General features: G+C 62.1%; 20 protein-coding genes. All 20 read right to left on the bottom strand.

Annotated features, from left to right (window positions below):
- Positions 1 to 46: 46 nt before the first annotated feature.
- Entirely contained in the window at positions 47 to 1,303 is a 1,257-nt protein-coding gene (locus D8767_RS09290) for a flagellar hook-length control protein FliK (RefSeq protein ID WP_121757738.1), read from the bottom strand.
- 72 nt (positions 1,304 to 1,375) lie between these two features.
- Positions 1,376 to 1,723, bottom strand: coding sequence for an Hpt domain-containing protein (locus D8767_RS09285; RefSeq protein ID WP_016711785.1), 348 nt, complete (start codon positions 1,721 to 1,723; stop codon positions 1,376 to 1,378).
- 48 nt (positions 1,724 to 1,771) lie between these two features.
- Entirely contained in the window at positions 1,772 to 3,463 is a 1,692-nt protein-coding gene (locus D8767_RS09280) for a fused response regulator/phosphatase (RefSeq protein WP_122048295.1), read from the bottom strand.
- 8 nt (positions 3,464 to 3,471) lie between these two features.
- Positions 3,472 to 3,777 carry an STAS domain-containing protein gene (locus D8767_RS09275; RefSeq protein ID WP_016711787.1) on the bottom strand — a complete coding sequence of 102 codons (306 nt, stop codon included), beginning with the start codon at positions 3,775 to 3,777 and terminating at the stop codon, positions 3,472 to 3,474.
- Between the two features lie 113 nt (positions 3,778 to 3,890).
- A complete protein-coding gene (gene fliJ, locus D8767_RS09270) occupies positions 3,891 to 4,343 on the bottom strand; it encodes a flagellar export protein FliJ (RefSeq protein WP_016711788.1) in 453 nt (150 codons plus the stop codon).
- A gap of 6 nt (positions 4,344 to 4,349) precedes the next feature.
- The gene (gene fliI / locus D8767_RS09265; protein ID WP_016711789.1) at positions 4,350 to 5,705 is read right to left on the bottom strand and encodes a flagellar protein export ATPase FliI; all 1,356 of its coding nucleotides are present in this window, start codon (positions 5,703 to 5,705) and stop codon (positions 4,350 to 4,352) included.
- Positions 5,695 to 6,474 (bottom strand): flagellar assembly protein FliH, encoded by a 780-nt coding sequence (gene fliH, locus D8767_RS09260; RefSeq protein WP_016711790.1) that lies wholly within the window; start codon positions 6,472 to 6,474, stop codon positions 5,695 to 5,697. Before fliH ends, fliI begins: the two co-directional genes overlap by 11 nt.
- Positions 6,475 to 6,635: 161 nt before the next feature.
- A complete protein-coding gene (gene fliG / locus D8767_RS09255; protein WP_003254434.1) occupies positions 6,636 to 7,655 on the bottom strand; it encodes a flagellar motor switch protein FliG in 1,020 nt (339 codons plus the stop codon).
- Positions 7,648 to 9,426, bottom strand: a complete 1,779-nt coding sequence (gene fliF, locus D8767_RS09250) for a flagellar basal-body MS-ring/collar protein FliF (RefSeq protein WP_016711791.1) — start codon at positions 9,424 to 9,426, stop codon at positions 7,648 to 7,650. The genes fliG and fliF overlap by 8 nt, the downstream gene beginning before the upstream one ends.
- A gap of 15 nt (positions 9,427 to 9,441) precedes the next feature.
- The gene (gene fliE / locus D8767_RS09245; RefSeq protein WP_016711792.1) at positions 9,442 to 9,774 is read right to left on the bottom strand and encodes a flagellar hook-basal body complex protein FliE; all 333 of its coding nucleotides are present in this window, start codon (positions 9,772 to 9,774) and stop codon (positions 9,442 to 9,444) included.
- A gap of 132 nt (positions 9,775 to 9,906) precedes the next feature.
- Positions 9,907 to 11,262 carry a sigma-54 dependent transcriptional regulator gene (locus D8767_RS09240; protein ID WP_016711793.1) on the bottom strand — a complete coding sequence of 452 codons (1,356 nt, stop codon included), beginning with the start codon at positions 11,260 to 11,262 and terminating at the stop codon, positions 9,907 to 9,909.
- On the bottom strand, positions 11,262 to 12,479 hold the full coding sequence (locus D8767_RS09235) for a PAS domain-containing sensor histidine kinase (RefSeq protein WP_016711794.1): 1,218 nt from the start codon (positions 12,477 to 12,479) through the stop codon (positions 11,262 to 11,264). The genes D8767_RS09240 and D8767_RS09235 overlap by 1 nt, the downstream gene beginning before the upstream one ends.
- Before the next feature lie 188 nt (positions 12,480 to 12,667).
- Positions 12,668 to 14,143 (bottom strand): transcriptional regulator FleQ, encoded by a 1,476-nt coding sequence (gene fleQ, locus D8767_RS09230; protein ID WP_016711795.1) that lies wholly within the window; start codon positions 14,141 to 14,143, stop codon positions 12,668 to 12,670.
- Between the two features lie 167 nt (positions 14,144 to 14,310).
- Positions 14,311 to 14,607 (bottom strand): hypothetical protein, encoded by a 297-nt coding sequence (locus D8767_RS09225; protein WP_016711796.1) that lies wholly within the window; start codon positions 14,605 to 14,607, stop codon positions 14,311 to 14,313.
- A gap of 14 nt (positions 14,608 to 14,621) precedes the next feature.
- A complete protein-coding gene (gene fliS, locus D8767_RS09220; protein WP_016711797.1) occupies positions 14,622 to 15,017 on the bottom strand; it encodes a flagellar export chaperone FliS in 396 nt (131 codons plus the stop codon).
- 137 nt (positions 15,018 to 15,154) lie between these two features.
- A complete protein-coding gene (fliD, locus tag D8767_RS09215; RefSeq protein WP_016711798.1) occupies positions 15,155 to 16,567 on the bottom strand; it encodes a flagellar filament capping protein FliD in 1,413 nt (470 codons plus the stop codon).
- Positions 16,568 to 16,648: 81 nt separating this feature from the next.
- Complete coding sequence (locus D8767_RS09210) at positions 16,649 to 17,026, bottom strand: flagellar protein FlaG (protein ID WP_016711799.1); 378 nt, start codon at positions 17,024 to 17,026, stop codon at positions 16,649 to 16,651.
- A 71-nt stretch (positions 17,027 to 17,097) separates the two neighbouring features.
- Entirely contained in the window at positions 17,098 to 17,949 is an 852-nt protein-coding gene (locus tag D8767_RS09205; protein WP_012051619.1) for a flagellin domain-containing protein, read from the bottom strand.
- Positions 17,950 to 18,201: 252 nt separating this feature from the next.
- Positions 18,202 to 19,137 carry a ketoacyl-ACP synthase III gene (locus D8767_RS09200; protein WP_016711800.1) on the bottom strand — a complete coding sequence of 312 codons (936 nt, stop codon included), beginning with the start codon at positions 19,135 to 19,137 and terminating at the stop codon, positions 18,202 to 18,204.
- Between the two features lie 223 nt (positions 19,138 to 19,360).
- Positions 19,361 to 20,266: a class I SAM-dependent methyltransferase gene (locus D8767_RS09195; RefSeq protein WP_029380211.1), complete on the bottom strand. Its 906-nt coding sequence runs from the start codon at positions 20,264 to 20,266 to the stop codon at positions 19,361 to 19,363.
- Between the last annotated feature and the right edge of the window lie 41 nt (positions 20,267 to 20,307).

Genomic DNA, 20,307 nt, shown 5'->3' with positions numbered 1-20,307 from the left:
GCGCTCGATCTCGCAGGCACCCGAAGAACCAAGGCGTGCCCCTGCATCAGGCGTAGTAATCGACCGCACTGTCACCAATAACGACCTGTTGCTCCACAGGCCGGGCGCTGTCTGCAACCTCACCCCCACCCTGCTCCCCCCGCCGCGCGGCCACGCCGGACAGGTTACTGCCCTGCGCCTGCCCCTGCTGCTGTTGCTGCCCGCGCGACTGGTCGGCGACGTTGACATCCGGTTGGGCCAGCCCCTGCTGGGCAAACAGCTCGCGCAGGCGGTGTACCTGGCTGTCGAGGGCGTCACGCACACCGGCGTGGCCACTGATGAAGGTGACCTGGGTCGACTGGTCCGCCGCAACATTGACGCGAATGTCCAAGCGGCCCAGCTCTGCGGGCTCCAGCTGGATGTCTGCAGATTTCAGGTTCTGGCTGGACAGGTACATGACCCGGTTGACCAAACCTTCCGCCCACGCACCCTGGTTCATCGGCAACGGCTGGTGCAACGGGCTGGCGCTGGCCGGAACGGCGCTGGCGGTCTTGGCCGTGGCAGCCTGGGTCAGGCTGGCCAGGCGGTTGGCGAAATCATCGACACAGGTGTCGCTGCTGGCGCTCTTGGTGTCCTTCAGGCCATCCTCAAGCAAGGCACCAAAGGCCTTGTCGCCAGACTCTCCCGCCTCACCCTCGGCACTCTCGATCAGATTCGCCAAGGTATTGACGGCTACCTGGCCCTCCTCCCCCTGCGCCTGGGAAGGGTCAAGGGCATGCGCCGACGTAGCCCCCTTGGCTTGAGCACTCTGCTCCAGCGCCAGGCGCAAGGTCGGCAGGTTGGCCAGAGGGTCTGCATCCGGGTCGAAAGCCTCTTCGGCGGAAGGCTCCTCGGGCAGCGCGCCAACCTGCGCCGTGGCGGCCTGCAGCACCGGCGCTACCGCCTCGGCCTGGGCCTGGATCAGTTGCGCACCGGGCTGGGCGTCGGTGACCTGGCCGGCCACCAGGTTGGCATCACGCACCCCGGTATCGGCCTGGGACGCATCGTCTGCTGGCAATTTGTTGCCGTCATCGGCAACAGCCGTTTTATCAGCCGGGTCTTTCTTGCCGTGCGCTGGCGCCTCAGGTTTGTCCTTGGGCTTGGCCTGAGCGACTTTGTCGTCCTGCGAGGCTGCCTTGTCACGCCCCTGCCGTGCCATCACCTGGCCAAAGCCGTCGCCCTTGTCGCCCAGCGCCTGCAGCGGTTTGTCCGCCTGTGCGGTGGCAGAGCGCGAGGCACTGGCAATGGCGTTGGCTTGCAACAAAGGGTTGGGTGCGACAGGCATCGAGCGGTCTCCGCGCCAGAAACAAAAGAATAATCCGCTCAGAGACACGCAAGACTCGCGCCAAGTTGTGTATCAGCCTGCTGAAATACGTTGCTGCTCACCACGGTAGAAGCGCTGCACCTCGACGAACTCCTGGTCGATACGGCTGATCAAGTCTTCGATACCGTACAGCGGGGGGCGCCGTGCGCGCTCTTCCAGCTGCTGACACAGGCCGGCCAGGGCAACAGCCCCCATGTTGCTGCTGCTACCCTTGAAGCTGTGGGCGGCCGCACCCAGCTCTTCGGCGCTTTTGGCCGCGTGCAACTGGCCCAGCCGCCGCTCGGAATCGTCGAGAAACGTCTGCACCAACTGCAGGTAGCCATCCTCCATGACCTCACGTAGGTCACTGAGTACCTTGTGGTCAATATGCATGTCAGTCACTTGTTCACTCCTTGATCAAGCCAGATTATGCCCGAGCCAGCCAGTGGCTCACCATACGAACGCCACATGCGCGCAACGCCCGCCTTCACTCCAGCGCGCATCGCTGGCCAACCGCCGCACCAGGTTCAGGCCACGCCCGCTCAGCCCCTGGTCCAACGAAGGCCGCGACAGTACCCGCTGCACATCGAAACCCCCACCGCTGTCGCGGACCTCGATACTCAGACGCCCGCCATCGGCAAGCGGTTCAACCTTGAAATCGATACGCACAAAGCCGTCTGTCAGCACGCCCAGGCGCCGGGCGCGCTCCTGATAGTAGTCGGCAAAACCCTGCACATCGCGCTTGAGCTGCGAGTCCAGCCCTAGCACACCATGCTCCAGGGCATTGGAATACAACTCGCTGAGGACGCTGTGCAAGCTGCCGGTACGCGCACGAAGCCCATGAATCTCCTGCAACAACTGCACCAGGTAAGGAATCGGGTTAAAGCACTTCAGGCTCTCGCCGCGCACTTCGAAGCCCAGCGACCAGTCCTGCGGGCTGAAGCGACCGCTATCAGCGTGGATCATCGGTGCCGGCACCCGCTCTTCGGCGCCGAACATGCGGATGTCACACAAACTGATATCGTCGCGCGGGTGCCCGCCAAAGCGCGCCAGGGCCTGCATCACTTCGTCGAACAACCGCACCGGGTCGCGGTTGTCGGCCAGCACCGCCAGCAGGCGCTGCACACCGAACAGGCGCTCCTGATCGTCCGCCGTGTCGAGCACGCCGTCCGACAGCAGCAACAGGCGCTCACTCGGCGCCAAGGGAAGCACCTCGGTGCTGTCATCAAAACGCTCGGCAGCCAGAATACCCAGCGGCAGATGCCGCGAGCTCAGCGCTGACAGCACCTGGCCATCCACCGACAGCCGATAGCCATCGGGCATACCGCCATTCCACACTTCCACCGAGCCGCGCTGCACACTGAGGTTGAGCAGCATCGCGCAACAGAACATGTCCACCGGCAGGATGCGTTTGAGCTTGGCGTTCATCTCGCGCAGGATCGGCGCCATGCCGTAACCCTTGGCGGTCATGCCGTAGAACACCTCGGCCAGCGGCATGGCGCCAACCGCCGCTGGCAGGCCATGGCCGGTAAAGTCGCCCAGCAGCACGCGCATGTCACCGGCCGGGGTGAACGCAGCCAGCATCAGGTCACCGTTGAACAGCGCATAAGGCGACTGCAGGTAGCGGATGTTGGGCGCAGAAAGGCAACCGGAGTGGGCCACCTTGTCGAAAACGGCCTTGGCCACCCGCTGCTCGTTGAGCAGGTGGTGATGGTGCCGGGTGATCTGGTCACGCTGCTCCAGCACAGTGGCTTGCAACCGGCCCAACCGGTCCATGGCGCGGATCTTGGCAGCGAGGATCACCGCGCTGTAGGGCTTGGCCATGAAGTCATCGCCACCCGCCTCAAGGCAGCGCACCAAGCCTTCCTCTTCGTTCAGCGACGTCAGGAAAATGATCGGCACCAGTGCCTCGCCGGCCAGGGCCTTGATCTGCCGCGCCGCCTCGAAGCCGTCCATTACCGGCATCAGCGCGTCCAGCAACACCAGCTGTGGGCTGCGCTCCTGAAACAGCGCCACTGCCTGCTCGCCGTTTTCTGCGGTGAATACCTGGTGGCCCTGGCGACGGACAATCTGCGCCAGCAGCAAGCGGTCGGTGGCACCGTCCTCGGCGACCAGCACGGTCAACGGCTGTTCGGCCGGCATGTCGGCGCTCAACTGATATCGAAGAGTTTTTCGAAATTGGAGATGGCGAGTATCTTGCGCACGTCGGAGCTGGCATGCACCACCCGCACATCCGACTCATCGCCACCCGCGTGGTCGCGCAGCAACAGCAGCATGCCGAGCGCGGAACTGTCGAGGTAGGTGGTGTCTTTCAGGTCGACGATCACCGAATCGGGGCGATCGGGCTGGCGTTCGTAGGCGTCTCGAAATTCCTGATGTTTGCCGAAATCGAAGCGCCCCTTGATCTTGATCGTCAGCTTTTTCCCGTCCTGCGAAAAGTCAGTCTCGACTGCCATGCTAGCGATTCCTTCGATGATGGCGGATGCAACTCCATTAAGGTTTAGCAGGCGATGGTCGGGCTCGCAAGCCTACAGGCGGCGCACACCGAGCTGTGGGAGCCAATACGAATTCAAATGTGGTGCTGACGCGGCAGTCGCTGGGACAGCTCATCCAGCAAGCGCTGCTCGCGCTTGTCTTCCGCCCGGCGGGCTTCATCCATGTAACGCTGCACCAGCTTGCGCAATCCCTCCACCCGCGCATAGGCCTGCTGCCAGGTACCACGGGCGTTGTTGAGGTTGTTCTGGTGCCACACCAGGCTCTGGCGCTGCTGGGTCATGGCCGTTTCCAGCTGCCCCAGAAAACGCTGGTAGTTCACCAGCCAGCTGCCATTCACGCCTTGCCCGCCACGGTTGATCCACTGCAGCTGGTAGTCCTCGCGAAAACGCTCCAGCTCGGCCAACTTGGCCTGGGCCGTGGCCACCTGCTGCTGGAAGTGCCCAAGGCGCTGAGCGGCCTTGCGCTCGGCCTCTTCGGCCATGTCCACCACCGGCGCCAAGCGCGCGGCGCGTCCGGGCAGCGCCATGGCCTATCAGCCTGCCGGGGGCGTGAAAATCGCCCCCAGCTGTTCGCGGCTCTGTGCCATGCCCACGTTTTCACTCAGCCCTTGGCGCAAGAATTCCACCAGCTTTGATTGCAAGGCAATGGCCAGGTCGGTTTCCGGATCGCCGCCGGCCACATAGGCTCCTACGCTGATCAGGTCGCGGCTTTGCGACAGGCGCGACCACAGCTGCTTGAACTTCTGCGCCTGGCGCAAGTGGTCGGCATCGACAACCTGGGGCATCACCCGGCTGATGGACGCTTCGATGTCGATGGCTGGGTAATGGCCTTCCTCGGCCAACCGGCGCGACAGCACAAAGTGACCGTCGAGCACGCCCCGGGCCGAGTCGGCGATCGGGTCCTGCTGGTCGTCGCCCTCTGACAGCACGGTATAGAACGCCGTGATCGATCCACCGCCCGGCTCGCCATTGCCCGCCCGCTCCACCAGTTTGGGCAGCTTGGCGAACACCGATGGCGGATAACCGCGAGTGGCCGGCGGTTCGCCGATGGCCAGGGCGATTTCCCGCTGGGCCTGGGCAAAACGGGTCAAGGAGTCCATCAACAACAGCACATTCTTGCCCTTGTCGCGGAAGTACTCGGCGATGCGCGTGCAGTACATGGCCGCGCGCAGACGCATCAGCGGCGCATCGTCTGCCGGCGACGCCACCACCACCGAGCGCTTGAGGCCCTCTTCACCGAGGATATGCTCGATGAACTCCTTCACTTCGCGGCCCCGCTCACCGATCAGCCCAACCACGATGATTTCGGCTTCGGTGAAGCGGGTCATCATGCCCAGCAGCACAGATTTACCCACGCCGGTACCGGCAAACAGGCCCAGCCGCTGGCCACGGCCAACGGTAAGCAGACCATTGATGCTGCGAATACCCACGTCCAGCGGCTTGCTGATGGGGTCGCGGTTGAGCGGGTTGATCACCGGGCCGTCCATCGGCACCCAATCCTCGGCCTTCATCCCGCCCTTGCCATCCAGCGCGCGACCGGCACCGTCGAGCACGCGGCCGAGCATGCTCATGCCCATGGGCAGACGTCCGCCGTCGTCCAGCGGCACCACCCGCGCCCCCGGTGCAATACCGACGATGCTGCCCACCGGCATAAGGAACACCTTAGGCCCGGCAAAGCCCATGACTTCGGCCTCGACCTGCACCGGGTGGTAACTGTCGTCGTTGATCACCAGGCAGCGGCTGCCCACCGCAGCACGCAGGCCTTCAGCCTCCAGGGTGAGCCCGACCATGCGCAGCAGGCGGCCTTCGACGACGGGCTGGGCCGGCAGCGCGATGGCCTCGGCATAACTGCCCAGGCGCTTGCCGAAGCTGGTGCGTTCAAGGCGCATCAGGGGTATCCACCGGGCCGGCCAGATCTACCGCGATATCCGGCGCTGCCGGGTGCAGTGCATGGTCGTGCAACTGGTCGAACAGTTGTGCCACGGCTTTTTCGATGCGTGTTTCCATGGTTGCATCGATACGGCTGTGAAGCGTCTCGATACGGCAACCACCTGGCAGCAGTGCACTGTCTTCCAGCAGCCGCCAGCTTTCCTCATGGCGTTCGCGCAGGGCCTTGGCCAGCTCGAAATCCTGCGGGTTGAGGTGGATACGGATATTGTCCGCCCCCATGGGCAGCAGCTTGAGCGCTTCGCGCAGCACTTGGGTGATCTGACTGGAATCGCTGCGCAGCTCGCGGCCGATCACCTGGCGAGTCATGTGGGCCACCAGATGCACCAGTGTTTTCTCGATTTGCGTGTCCTGCTCGGCGATCGGCTCCATCAGGTTGGCCATCAGCCGCTCAAGGCTGTCCAGCTTGGTCTTCAAGGCCTCTTCGGCCTCCTGGCGGACCTTGAGCTGGGTGCTGTGAAAACCTTCACGCTCACCGGTGGCAAAACCCTCGTTGTAGGCCTCTTGCCGGATCGCTTCGAGTTCTTCCAGGGTCAGCGGCTGGACTTCTTCCAGCGGCACTTCCTCGACTTCCTCGATGACCTCGGGTTCAGGCTCAGGCTCCGGTTCGGGCTCCGGTTCCGGGTCGAAGCTGGGCAGCGCCCACACGTCCACGCCCTCAAGGTCGCGGGCGCGGATCAGGTCGCTGGGGTGATGTTCTTTGGTGGACATGTTTTCAGGTACTCAAAACCCTATTCAATAGGGAGACGGGTTTGACCCCTGTGGGAGCGGGCTTGTCCCGCGAAGCAGGCGACGCGGTGTATGGCACCGGCGTTGCCGGTGTTCGCGGGGCAAGCCCGCTCCCACAGGGCCCCTCAAGGCCCGCAAGCGACTTAGATCATTTCCTCGGCGCCTTTGCCGCCGAGCACGATCTCGCCAGCCTCGGCCATACGCCGGGCAATGGTAAGGATTTCCTTCTGTGCCGTTTCCACGTCGCTGACCCGTACCGGCCCCTTGGCCTCCAGGTCGTCGCGCAGCAGCTCCGAAGCACGCTTGGACATGTTCTTGAAGATCTTGTCCTTGACCCGCTCGTCGGCGCCCTTGAGCGACACTACCAGCACGTCGGACGACACTTCACGCAACAGCGCCTGAATACCGCGATCGTCGACGTCGGCCAGGTTGTTGAAGACGAACATCAAGTCCTCGATCTGCTCCGACAGGTCGCTGTCGATTTCGCGGATCGCGTCCATCAGTGCACCTTCCACGGAGCTATCGAGGAAGTTCATGATGTCGGCAGCACGCTTGATGCCGCCCAGGGTGGTGCGTGCTGCGTTGGAGTTGCCCGAGAACTGCTTCTCGAGGATCTGGTTCAGCTCCTTCAACGCCGCAGGCTGCACGGTGTTCAGCGACGACACGCGCAGGACGATGTCCAGGCGCACCTTGTGGTCGAAGTTGCTCAGCACTTCACCGGCCTGGTCCGGATCGAGGTAGGCCACCACGATGGCCTGGATCTGCGGGTGCTCGTAGCGGATCACGTCGGCGACAGCACGCGGCTCCATCCACTTCAGGCTGTCCAGGCCGCTGGTGTTGCCACCGAGCAGAATGCGGTCGACCAGGCCATTGGCCTTGTCCTCGCCCAATGCCTGGTTGAGCATCTTGCGGATGTAGGCATCGGAACCCACGCCCAGACTGGTCTGGTCGCCGACGATGTCGACGAACTCGCTCATCACCTGTTCCACCTGGTCACGGTGCACATTGCCCATCTGCGCCATGGCCACACCCACCCGCTGCACCTCCTTGGGCCCCATGTGCCGCAGCACCTGGGCCGCATCGGTCTCGCCCAGCGAAAGCAGAAGGATCGCCGCCTTGTCGACGCGGCTCAGCTTGGCGGTAACGGCTCGGTTATCACTCATCGGCGTTGATCCACTCTTTCACGACCTGGGCAACGCGGCCCGGGTCTTCGGCCACCAGGCCTTTGATTGCGTTGAGCTGTGCCTCGTAACCCTCGCTCGGGCTAGGCAGCAGAATGCTTGTCGGGCCACCCAGGCTGACGCGATCGTTGGCCAGTTCGCCATCCAACCCCACCATGCCGCCCAGCTCCATGTCGCTATCCGAGGCAGCCTGCTTGCCACCCCCTGTGATGTTGTTCAGCACTGGCCGCAGCACACCGAACACCAGCACCAGGATGAACACAACGCCCAGCACCTGCTTGACGATGTCCCAGAACCACGGCTGCTGATAGAAGGCGATATCGGCAATTTCTTCGCCACGGTCGGCGGCGAACGGTACGTTGATCACCGTCACGCTGTCGCCACGGCTGGCATCGAAGCCGACCGCATCCTGCACCAGGCGGGTAAAGCGCGCCAGGTCCTCGGCACCCCACGGCGCACGGGTGGTGTCGCCGGTGGCCGGGTCGATCTTGACCTGGTCGTCCACCACCACCGCCACCGACAGGCGGGTCATGCGCCCCTGCTGCTGGCGGGTGTGGCTGATGGAACGGTCCAGCTCGAAGTTCTTGGTGCTTTGCTGGCGCTTGTCCGACGGGTACGGCGCGAGCATTGGCTGACCGGTGGCCGGGTCCATGATCTGCTGGCCGTTGGCATCCACCAGCGGCTGGCCAGGCTGGATGGCCGCAGCCGGGGTAGCAGCGCCACCGGTGGTTTGCGGCGCCGAGGCTGCGCCAGGTGGCTGGTTGCTCAGTGCGCCGGGCACACCTTGCGGGCCTTGGCTGCTGGCGCGTTGCTCATCGACGGATTGCTCGCTGCGCAGCGCTGGCTGGTCTGGGTTGAACTGCTCGGAGGTGGACTCCACCGCACTGAAGTCCAGGTCCGCTGACACTTCGGCCTTGTAGCGGTCGTTGCCCAGCACTGGCTGCAGGATGTTGTGCACACGCTGGGTGAGCAGGCTTTCCACCCGGCGGCTGTAGTCGAACTGCTTGCCGGCCTGGGTGAGCGCGGAGTCCTGGATCTGTTCGGACAGCAGGTTGCCCTTCTGGTCGACCACGGTGACCTGCGATTTGTCCAGCTCTGGCACGCTGGTGGCGACCAGGTTGACGATGGCCATCACCTGCCCGGCTTCCAGGGCACGGCCCGGGTACAGCTCGACCAGTACCGAGGCGCTGGGCTTTCGTTCGTCACGCACGAACACCGAGCTTTTCGGGATGGCCAGGTGCACGCGTGCGCCCTTGACATTGTTCAGGCTGGAAACGGTACGCGCCAGCTCACCTTCCAGGCTGCGGCGATAGCGGGTGGCCTCCATGAACTGGCTTGTGCCCAAGCCCTGCTCCTTGTCGAGCAGCTCGAAACCCACGTTGCCGTCGCTCGGCGCCACCCCGGCGGCGGCCAGCTTCAGGCGCGCACGGGAGAGATCGTCGGCTTTGACCAGCAGAGCACCCGAGTTGGGCTCCACGTTGTAAGGGATGTCAGCAGCGGCCAGGGTGTCCATGACCTGCTTGGTGTCCATGCCCGACAGGCTGCCGTACAACGGACGATAATCGGGTTGTTGCGACCACAGCACCACGGCAAAGCCGATCGCCACGCTGGCCGCCAGGCCGACCATGAGGCCGATCTGCCGCAGCATGGGCATCTGTGCGATATTTTCCAGGAACGACATACCGAGCAGCGGCCGCTTGGCCGCTGGTGCGCCAGTCTTGGCAGGGGGGTTGTCGACGACTGCTTCAGCCATGGTTTACTTCCGTCCTCAAACCGGCATCTGCATGATGTCCTGGTACGCCTGGACTACCTTGTTGCGCACCTGGGTCAGGGCCTGCATCGACACGCTGGCCTTTTGCGAAGCGATCATCACGTCCGTCAGGTCGACGCCGCTCTTGCCGATTTCGAAGGCATTGGCCAGCTGGGTCGAGGCCTGCTGCGTCTCATGCACCTTGCCGATGGCCTGGCCGAGCATGTCGGCAAAGGTACTTTGCCCCGGCGCCAGCTCCGGGGCAGCAGTGACCTTCGGCAACGACATGGCATCGGCCTGCATGGCCCGCATGTCCAGCATCAGACGATTGAATTCAACACCTTGGCTCATGACCCTTCTCTCTCCTGCGGCCGCATTTTTTTGACGCTCATGCGGCGAATAGCCTACGTAAAGCAACAAAGGTGCCAGCCTTGGCAACCCAGCCCTTCTGGTCTTTGACAGGGTCGCCGTGGAGGCGGCCCGTCACCCGAACAGGCTGGCCTCTACATCGAACCCGGCATCACGCATCTGTGCCAGCTTGTAGCGCAGGGTGCGCGGGCTGATCCCAAGGCGTTCGGCCGCCTCTTTGCGCCGGCCGCGCTCGGCGCGCAAGGTGTCGATGATCATCTGGTACTCGTGGCGGCGCATGTCATCACCCAGCCCGCCGGCCTCAACAACCCCTTCAGGTGAGGGCACGGTGCCGGCCGACAATGGAATGGCGCCTTCCAGACAAAAATCCGCCGCCTCGATCACCCCACCCTGCTGCAGGATCAGCGCCCGCTGCAGGGCGTTGTCCAGTTCGCGCACGTTACCTGGCCAGGCGTGCGCCTGCAGGCAGGCCCGGGCCGCGGCCGAGAGGCGCACCGGAGCATGCTTCATCTTGGCCACATGCCGCGCCAACAGGCGCTCGGCCAGCTGCAGGATGTCGCCCGGGCGTTCACGCAGCGGGCACCAGGCCAGCGGGAACACCGACAAGCGGTAATACAGGTCTTCGCGGAAGCGCCCGGCCGCCACCTCGCCTGCCAGGTCACGGTTGGTGGTGGCCAGCACACGAATGTCGAGACTGATGGGCTTGCGCCCGCCTACCCGCTCCACCTCGCGCTCCTGCAGTACACGCAGCAGCTTGGCCTGCAAGGCCATGGGCATTTCCGAGATTTCGTCGAGCAACAAGGTGCCGCCTTCGGCCTGTTCGAACTTGCCTGCCTGGGCAGCGATAGCGCCGGTGAAGGCGCCCTTCTCGTGGCCGAACAGAGTAGCCTCGAGCATATTGTCGGGAATCGCCGCGCAGTTGATCGCGACGAAGGGCTGCGCGGCACGGGGCGACTGCTGGTGAATGTAGCGCGCCAGCACTTCCTTGCCAGTACCAGACTCGCCGGAAATCAGCACGGTCGAGTCACTGCGCGCCACACGGGCGGCCAACTCCAGCAACTGGCGGCTGGCCGGCTCGCAGGCCACCGGGCCTTCTTCGCCGCTCAAGCGCCCGGCGGCATGCCGCTCGACCAGGCTGAGCAACGCCTTGGGCTCGAAGGGCTTGACCAGGTAGTCGGCAGCGCCCTGGCGCATCGCCTCGACCGCACGCTCGACGGCGGCGTGTGCAGTCATCAGCAACACCGGCAACTGCGGTTGCTGGCGGCGCAGCTGGCTGAGCAACTGGTGCCCGTCCATGCCGGGCATGTTCACGTCACTGACCACCAGGCTGAAAGCGTCTTCCAGCACAGCCTCCAGCGCTTCTTCGGCACTGCCCACCGCCTGGTAAGCGAAACCGCCGATTTCCAGGGTATCGCCCAGCGCCTGGCGCAATACGCGGTCGTCCTCGACCAGCAGCACCTTGATTGCCATCACACCCCCTCCGCCAACTGCCCGTCGATCAAGGGCAGCTCTACCCGCACGCAAGTACCACGGCCCACTTTCGAGCGCAGGCTGATCCTGCCCTGGTGTGCGCGCACCACAGCCTTGACCACGGCCAGGCCCAAACCGGTACCGGTGGCCTTGGTGGTCAGGAACGGCTCACCCAGGCGGCCGAGCAAATCGGCATCGATACCGCTGCCAGCATCGCTGACGCACAGGTGCAAGGTGCGTTCACGGCGGTACAGGTGCACCTTCAGCCGTGCCTGCCCGTCGCCGGCCTGCAGGGCATTCTCGACCAGGTTGAGCATGGCCCCCACCAGGGTGTCGCGGTTGCACAGCAGCTCACCCAGGTGGCTGTCACACTGCCAGCGCACAGCATGCCCCTGCACATGCACCTGGGCCGCCTGCTGCAGTGCCTGGAACAAGGCTTTCGGGGTTACCCGATCACCCAGCGGCAGCTCGCCACGGGCGAACACCAGCATGTCGCGCACCTGGTGCTCCAGTTCGTGCAAGCGCTCCTTCAGGGTGCCGGCAAAGCGCTGGCGGGTTTCTGCGCTCAGCTGTTGCTCGCTATCGGCCAGATGACTGGCGTACAGCATGGCTGCCGACAGCGGCGTACGGATTTGATGCGCCAGCGAAGCAACCATGCGCCCCAACGACGACAACCGCTCATGGCGCGCCAGCTGGTCTTGCAGGCGACGGGTTTCAGTCAGGTCATTGAGCAGCACCAGTTGGCCGGGCTCGGCGTCCAGCGAACGGGTCGCGATCGACAGGCGACGGCCGTCGCGCAACGAGACTTCGTGGCCATCGTCCTTGCGCGGTGCAAAGCTGCGGGCAATCACCTGGCGCCACAGCTGGCCGATCAACGGCTCACCAAGCAACTCGCAGGCAGCCGGGTTGGCTTCACGCACCAGGCCCTGGCCGTCGATCACGATCACCCCGCCGGGCAGCAGGTCCAGCAGGTTTTGCAGGCGGTTGGCCAAGCGCTCCTTCTCGCTGAGTTCGGCGATGCGCTGGGCACTGACCACCGCCAGCTCGCCCTTGAGTTCACTGACCCGGGCTTCGAGCAGGCTGTAGGACTGGCTCAGCTGGCTGGATACCTGATTGAACAAGGCGAAGGCTTGCTCGACACCCTGGCGGCTTTCCTGTTCCACCGGGGTTTGCCCCTGCTGGTAGGGGGCTAGGGGTACGTGGGCGGCCTGGGGCATCGTGCTCTCTCGCGTGGCTGACCGTCATAAAAACGGTATGGTGCCAGCGGTGTAGCAATAGCCGTGCCGGAGATGGGGATTTAACGCATGGCTTGAGATTTGTGGCGGGGCGCAAGTCGAGCGCCGCGCGGGCGGCGCTCGATCTCACAGGCGCCAAAAAGGCCAAGGCGAACACCCCCGCCCAGCCCTCAATCCTCCGCCTGGTCCTCACCACCCTGGCGGCTCATGCCGTACTTGCGCATCTTCTCGACCAGGGTGGTCCGGCGAATGCGCAAACGCTCAGCCGCGCGCGCAACGATACCGTTGGCATCGTCCAGGGCCTGCTGGATCAGGCCCTGCTCCAGGCTGCCGAGGTAGTCTTTCAGGTCGAGCCCTTCGGGCGGCAGCATGGCATGGTTGCTGAAGTTCGGTGTATGGCCATTGATCGCCACGCGCTCTTCCAGGTCGCTGCGCAGGCTGTCGACCATCTGCTCGTCTTCATCGTCGACGTAGCGGAACTTCTTCGGCAACTCGGACACGCCAATCACCCCGTACGGGTGCATGATCGCCATGCGCTCGACCAGGTTGGCCAGCTCACGCACGTTACCCGGCCAGCCGTGACGGCACAGCGACATGATCGAGGCAGAGTTGAAGCGGATGGAGCCGCGCTTCTCATGCTCCATGCGCGAGATCAGCTCGTTCATCAGCAGCGGGATATCTTCCACCCGCTCACGCAGCGGCGCCATCTCGATGGGGAACACGTTCAGGCGGTAATACAGGTCTTCACGGAAGGTGCCGTCCTCGATCATGGTCTCGAGGTTCTTGTGCGTCGCGGCGATGATGCGCACATCGATGCTCTGGGTCTTGTTGCTACCTACACGCTCGAACGTACGCTCCTGCAGCACACGCAGCAGCTTGACCTGCATCGGCAACGGCATGTCGCCAATTTCATCAAGGAACAAGGTGCCGCCGTTGGCCAGCTCGAAACGCCCGGCACGGCTGGTGATCGCACCGGTAAAGGCCCCCTTCTCGTGGCCGAACAGCTCGCTTTCCAGCAACTCGGCCGGGATCGCGCCACAGTTGACTGGCACGAAGGGCGCTTCGCGGCGCTTGGAGTGATAGTGCAGGTTACGCGCCACCACTTCCTTGCCCGTGCCCGACTCGCCCAGGATCAACACGCTGGCATCGGTGTCGGCCACTTGCTGCATCATCTGCCGCACATGCTGGATGGCACGGCTGGTGCCGACCAGGCTGCGGAACAGATTGGGCTCGCGCTGGCGACCACGCTCACGCGCCTGGTCGTACATTTCACGGTAGACCTGGGCACGGTGCAGCGAATCCAGCAGCTGGCTGTAGCTTGGCGGCATTTCCAGGTTGGAAAGCACGCGACGGCGAAGGTCTTCCGGCAACTCGGCAGAAGAAATTTCACCTAAAAGCAGAACCGGAAGGAACTCATCCCAGGCAGCCACTGTCTTAAGTAGCCCAAGGAGATTGCCCGAGGCGTTCACGGTGCCGACAAGCACACACAACACTTCGCGACTTGAAGACAACGGCTCGACGACTTGCTGCCAGTCTTGGCTTGAGCAAGCGAGGTTTTCTTCGCCGAGAAAATTGAGCACCACCGCCAGGTCGCGGCGGCGTGCGCTGTCGTCGTCGATCAGCAGAATCTTGGTTTCACGCCACATGCAATAGCAACTTCCCTAGTCATATCGGCGCCCTGCGGGCGTGCTCGACATCATTCCGACTGAATGGTCAGTGTTCGGACGTCTGAAATTCGAAAACAGCCACTAGTAAAGTCAAAAAACACCGGTCAGTCAAATTAATGGCGCTCGGCTTTTTGCAACATCGGTGGTCAGGTGAACAAATGGTATACCTTTGCCGCGTTCTTCGCCTGACGGATTTTCGTCATTTCATCGACCAAGGATTGACGCTCACCACTTGCAACCTCGATTAGTTGGCGGTACACGGCCAGCAATTGCTCGAGGCTGGCACTGACATCCGCCTCATTGCCTTTGGCTTCGGACACCATGTCGCCAATGCGCAAGCGGCATTCCAGGTCCAGCTCCCCCACCGCTTCCCAGTTGCGTTCGGCCAGCGCCGCCAGCAGCATGTCCCGGGTTTGTTCGATGCGGGCGATTACTTCGCTCATGTCATGCTCCTTTATCAGGAAGCCGACGACTGATCGCCGATTGCGTCCCAACCTTCCTTCACAGTGATCAGCAGGCGCGCGACCTCGTCGATGATGGCCGGGTCACCCTTGAGATTGGCTTCGGTCAGGCGGCGGCTCATGTAGACATACAGGCTATCCAGCTCAGCCAGGTTGTCAGCATGGTTTTCCAGGTCCAGCCCTTCACGCAACCCACCGATGATGTCGATGGCCTTGCCGAGCAGAATACCGCGCTGCGCGATGTCATTACGCGCGATGGCACCTTTGGCCTGGGCCATACGATCAAGACCGCCCTGCATGAGCATCTGTACCAGCCGGTGCGGACTGGCTTCGGACGTCTGCGCCACGCCGTTGACTTTCTGGTATTGACGAAGGGCCAACATCGGGTTCATGGATCTACCTCGTTGCAGCGAAAAGGTTGCTTGTACCTCTGTATCGCCTGAGCGTCAAAAAACTTTAGTGCCAACGCAAAAAGCCCGGAGCGACACGAGGCGCTGCCGGGCTTGTGCGTGGCAAAAGGCGAGAACGATCAGGAGTTCTTGGCCTGCGCGTTGATAGCGTCGAAAACCGATTTGATCTGGTCGGCCTGGGCATTGAGCTTGGCCACAGCGGTGTCCATTGCCACCCACTTCTTGGTCAGCGACTCGGTCAAAGCCTCGGTCCGGCGATCCAGCGCGGTCTGCTGGTCTGCCAGGTTCTTCGCCACCTTATCCAGGTTGCTTTTGCGCGTGGCCAGGCTGCCGTCCGTGGAGTTGTACGGATCGATGGCCTTGTTCATGCGCTCGATCAACCCATTGGAGCCGGTGAACAACTCCTGAACTTCGGAGCCCAGCTTCTTGTCGTTCATCGCCGCGGTGAACTTGGTCGAGTTGAATTCGAGGGTACCATCTTTCGTGGTGTTGATACCCAGCTGGCTCAGGGTCGTCAACTGGTCGCCCGCCCCCACCTCGGACAGCACCTTGCGAATATCGTTGACCAGCGAACGGGTGGTCGGGTCGTTGCTCAACGGGCCGAGCGACAGGTTGTCATCTTCGTCACGCGTGGAGGTTGTGAGCGCAGTAATGGTTTTCTGCAACGTGTTGTAGGCATCGACGAACGACTGAATCGACTTCTTCAGGCCATCATTGTCCTGCGACACCGAGACGTTGGTTGGCACGCCGTCGGTGCCCGACCTGGCGCTGACGCCCGTCAGCTCCAGCGTGATACCACTGATGGCATCGGTGATGGTGTTCTTCTTGCTGGTGACCACCAGGCCGTCGATGGTCAGCTCGGCATCCTGCGCCTTGGCGGTAATGAACCCGGCGCCGGTGTCCGACATCTGCTGAGTACCGTCGATCTCGAGCTCAGGGACACCACTGACCATCAGGTCGGTTTGGGCACCGGTGGTGGTGGAGCTGAACACCAGCCGCGCACCGTCCTTGCCGTTCACGATGTTGGCAGAGATACCCTGAACACCCAGCTCTTTGTTGATCTGGTCGCGCACGGACTGCAACGAGGCGCCATCCTCAACTTCGAGCTCATAGATGTTGCCATTCTGCTCGATGGTCAGCGTACCGCCCGTCACCGTTGCAGCCGCACCGCCGGCAATCGGGGCACTGGCCACTTTCGAGCCGGTCGCCAGCTTGTTGACCACAATGTCGTAGCTGCCTGCCACCGCCGTGTTGCCAGCCGTAACCTTGACCACTGACTCATTGGCCGACTTGGCGGCGTATGCATTGAACGCAGGACTGGTGGAGCTGTTCAGCTTCGCCATGGCGTCCTGAAACGCCGTCAGGGCACTGCGCAGCGAGCCCACACCGGAAATCATCGCGGTATTGTTGCTGGTCTGCCGAGTGATCTGCGCCTTCTTGGCTGCTGTGTCAGCATTAACCAACGCCGCGACCATTTCGGTGATGTTCAGCCCCGTACCTTGACCGATACTGGAAACCAGGGTGCCCGCCATACAGTTATCCCTCTTTGTTGACCGTCAGCACCTGCTCCTGCAAGCCCGACGTGATTCCTGCCTTAGCACATTCTCCGCCGATCAGACCTTGGCGTCGAACAAAATACTGTTTACATCGCTCAGGTTATGCGCAATCCGCAATGCCTCTTCAGAAGGCAATTGGCGGATCAACTCGCCGGTTTCACTGGCGATGACCTTGACGACGATCTTTCCGGATTCTTCGTCCGTGGAGAATTCCAGGTTGCGTCGGGTGGAGCTGAGAAACTTTTCGATTTCCGAAACAGCGTTTTTCACCTTTTCGGCATCATTGCTGTGCTCGGCAGCACTGATGGCATTGGGTACCAGCGTTTCACTGCCGCTACGCGACGCTTGCTCGGCGCGGTCAACCGGTTTTTCGCCAGCCTGTTCAGCGGGGCGGGATGCCGGATAGGACAGATTCAGCTTGACGCTCATGTCCATGTCTACCACCTCATAACGAAAAGGCGGGGAAGCGCCTTAGAATGCACTCCCCCGCCGATCACCATCAGCGATTACTGAAGCAGCTTCAGTACGGCGGATGGCAGTTGGTTGGCCTGGGCCAGAATCGAAGTGGAAGCTTGCTGCAGGGTCTGCTGCTTGGTCAGCTGGGCAGTTTCAGCGGCGAAGTCGGTGTCCTGTACACGGCCACGGGCGGCTTCGGCGTTTTCGTTGATGTTCTGCAGGTTGTTGATGGTGCTGGTCAGACGGTTCTGAACGGCACCCAGGTCGGCACGGGTGCTGTTGATCGCGTTCAGTGCGTCGTCGATGGCGCTCAGGGCGGCGGTGAAGGTGGCTTCGGCAGCGGCGCTGTCGGCACCGGTGATGCTCTGGCCACTCAGGCCGCTCAGCGCGCCAGTGGTGTTCATGGCATCGCTCAGGCTGATGGTGATCTGGTTGTCGCTACCGGTGTTGGAGCCAACCTGGAAGGTCATGTCGCTGGCGCTACCGTCCAGCAGGTTCTTGCCGTTCAGCTGGGTCGAACCGGCGATACGGTCGATCTCTTTGAGCATCGACTGGAATTCTTTATCCAGTGCATCGCGGTCTGCTTCGCTGTTGTTGTCGTTTCGCGACTGAACAGCCAGTTCACGCATACGCTGCAGGATGTTGGTCTGCTCTTGCATCGCGCCTTCAGCAGTCTGGGCGATGGAGATGGCGTCGTTGGCGTTTTTGATCGCCATGGTCTGGCCACGGATCTGCGAAGTCATGCGGGTAGCGATCTGCAGGCCGGCAGCGTCGTCTTTGGCGCTGTTGATTTTCAGGCCGGAGGACAGACGGGTCATCGAGGTGCCCAGTGCATCGGAAGCCCGGTTCAGGTTCTTCTGAACGCCCAGGGAGGTGGTGTTGGTGTTTACAGTCAAAGCCATGACGAATTCCTCGTTGGATTGGGTACTACGGCTTCCGGCCTTGGCAATTCGCCGGAGGTGGCACAGAGAACCTTCGTAATAGTTATCGTCGTCAGGGCGGCTTGCTTTAGCGGAATTTCAAAAAAAATTGCTGGCATCGTGCCAGCCCAATGAAATCAAGGAGTTGACGCCAATTTACAGGCGTCACAGTGATGCAGGATAGAAAGTAAAACGCCGTCAGATGATGACGGCGTTATTGGAGGCGACGAACGGTCAGTCACAACGTTCGATTATGGCCGAGCCCCACGACAAGCCCACCCCGAAGCCACTCAGCGCCACGCGCTTGCAGCTGGAGCCAAGTACGTGCTTTTCCAGCAGCAGCGGTATGCTGGACGACACGGTATTGCCCGTCTCGACCATATCCTTGACGAACTTCTGCTTGTGCTCGCCTTCATCGAAGCGCGACGAAACGGCATCGACGATCGCCGCACTGCCCTGGTGCAGGCAATACAGGTCGATATCCTCGGCCTGGAGTGCGCTGGCTTCAAGCAGCTGCTGCAAGTGCGCCGGCACCTTGACCAAGGCAAAGTTGTAGACCTGGCGACCATTCATGAAGAACTTGCCATCGGTGGTACGCAGATGCTCGGCCCCCGCGCCATCGCTGCCGAACAACGATTTGCCCAATTGCCAGGCAGCGTCCTCGCCCATCCAGGTGGCGGTAGCGGCGTCACCGAACAGCATGGTGGTATTGCGATCTTCCGGGTCGACAATCTTCGAGTAAGGGTCTGCAGTGATCAGCAGGCCATTCTTAAGGCCTGCGGCCTCCATGAAACCTTTCATGGCATACAAGCCATACACATAGCCCGAGCAGCCCAGGGAAATGTCAAAGGCCGCGACGGCTGTGGACAGCCCGAGCTTGTGCTGAACGATCGCCGCAGTGTGTGGCAGCCCTTCGGCATCGCCGTTCTGGGTGACCACGATCACGGCATCGATGGCAGCAGGATCCAGCGACGGGTTGGCGGCAAACAATGCTTGGGCTGCCTCGACACAAAGATCGGATGTTTCCTGGTTGGCATCCTTGCGCGGCAAGAAGGTGGAACCGATCTTGCCGAAAATGAACTCTTGATCCTTGCCGAATTTCGCACCTTGGGCGTAGTTGTCTACACCATTCACAGGTACGTAACTGGCGATGCTTTTAATGCCAATCATTGTGGCTTCCCGGTTGACATGGCGGATAGTGCGGGATCGGGCCTGAAACTGGCCTCGTCAGGCCATCGACGTGGCTGCCCGCTGACTTGATAGATTAAAGATGCACGTTTCGACTGCCAAGTCACGGTTATACGACCAAAGCTGCGAATGCCGCAATGCCGGGGCTGCTTTTGCGTGGCGCTCACGCAGCCGGACGACCTCATACCCACACACAACCCTACGGTCACGCGCCCTCGGAAGGTGCCTTTTTCACAATCGCCTGCAGCAGGTGTACTGCCGAACCCAGCTTGGCATTGCTGGTAAACGCGGTTGACTGAATATCCACGACGGTGAAACCGCCAAGCGCGAACAGATTGGTAAGCGCCGCCACCGAGAAGAAGTTGATATGCTCATGCCAGTGCCGCTTTTGCTCAGCGCAAACCTGATCGTTGCCAACCATCACTGCCTCGTGGGGTAACTCCACGTACAGCAGCGTGTCGTCGTGCATGCAGTCGCGTATCTGCGCAAGTGTGTCCGTTGGATAAGGAACATGCTCCAGCACATGCCGGCACACGATCAGGTCGTAAGTGCGTCCTCGCACTTCTTCCCTGGTCACGCTGCGGGTACCGGGCACGGTGGTTTTTTTGTCGATATCGTAGATATCGGTCGAGTAGCCCTGCCCTTTGAACGGTGTATTGGAGCCATCACCTCCGCCCCAGTCCAGGACCTGCGTGGGCGCAATATGCCGAAGAATGTAAGAACGGGTCAGGCCAAGCAGCTCGCTGGGCGCGCTCAGCGCTTTGTTGCGCTCCCTGAAGCCCGGCTCATAGTGTTCTCGCAAATCTTCATAAGCCTTGCCGTAGTAACCATCATAGAGGCGCTGCATTTCCCGGTCCGAAAACCGGATATCCAGAAACAGGAATTCACACTCCGCGCAATGCAGGGTATTGCACACGCAGTAGGCCGTGCCCTGAGGGATACTGTTCAACCCCCAGCTGGCATCGATGACTGCAGGCGCCCAACCCAGTGCCCGATGCGACACAAACGGCATCAGCACTGCCGGGGACTGAGACAACTGCGCTGATCCACAGCAAACGCATCGGGTGGCAACGCGTTCGCGTGCACAGGCGGGAAACACATCGTTGATCATGAAGTCAGACCTAGCACGTCCAGGTAAAAATGGGAGTATTG

Source organism: Pseudomonas sp. LTGT-11-2Z (genome assembly GCF_003691445.1).
Lineage (GTDB): Bacteria > Pseudomonadota > Gammaproteobacteria > Pseudomonadales > Pseudomonadaceae > Aquipseudomonas > Aquipseudomonas monteilii.
Note: the sequence above shows the minus strand (reverse complement) of the source record. Positions and strands in the feature narration are given on the sequence as shown.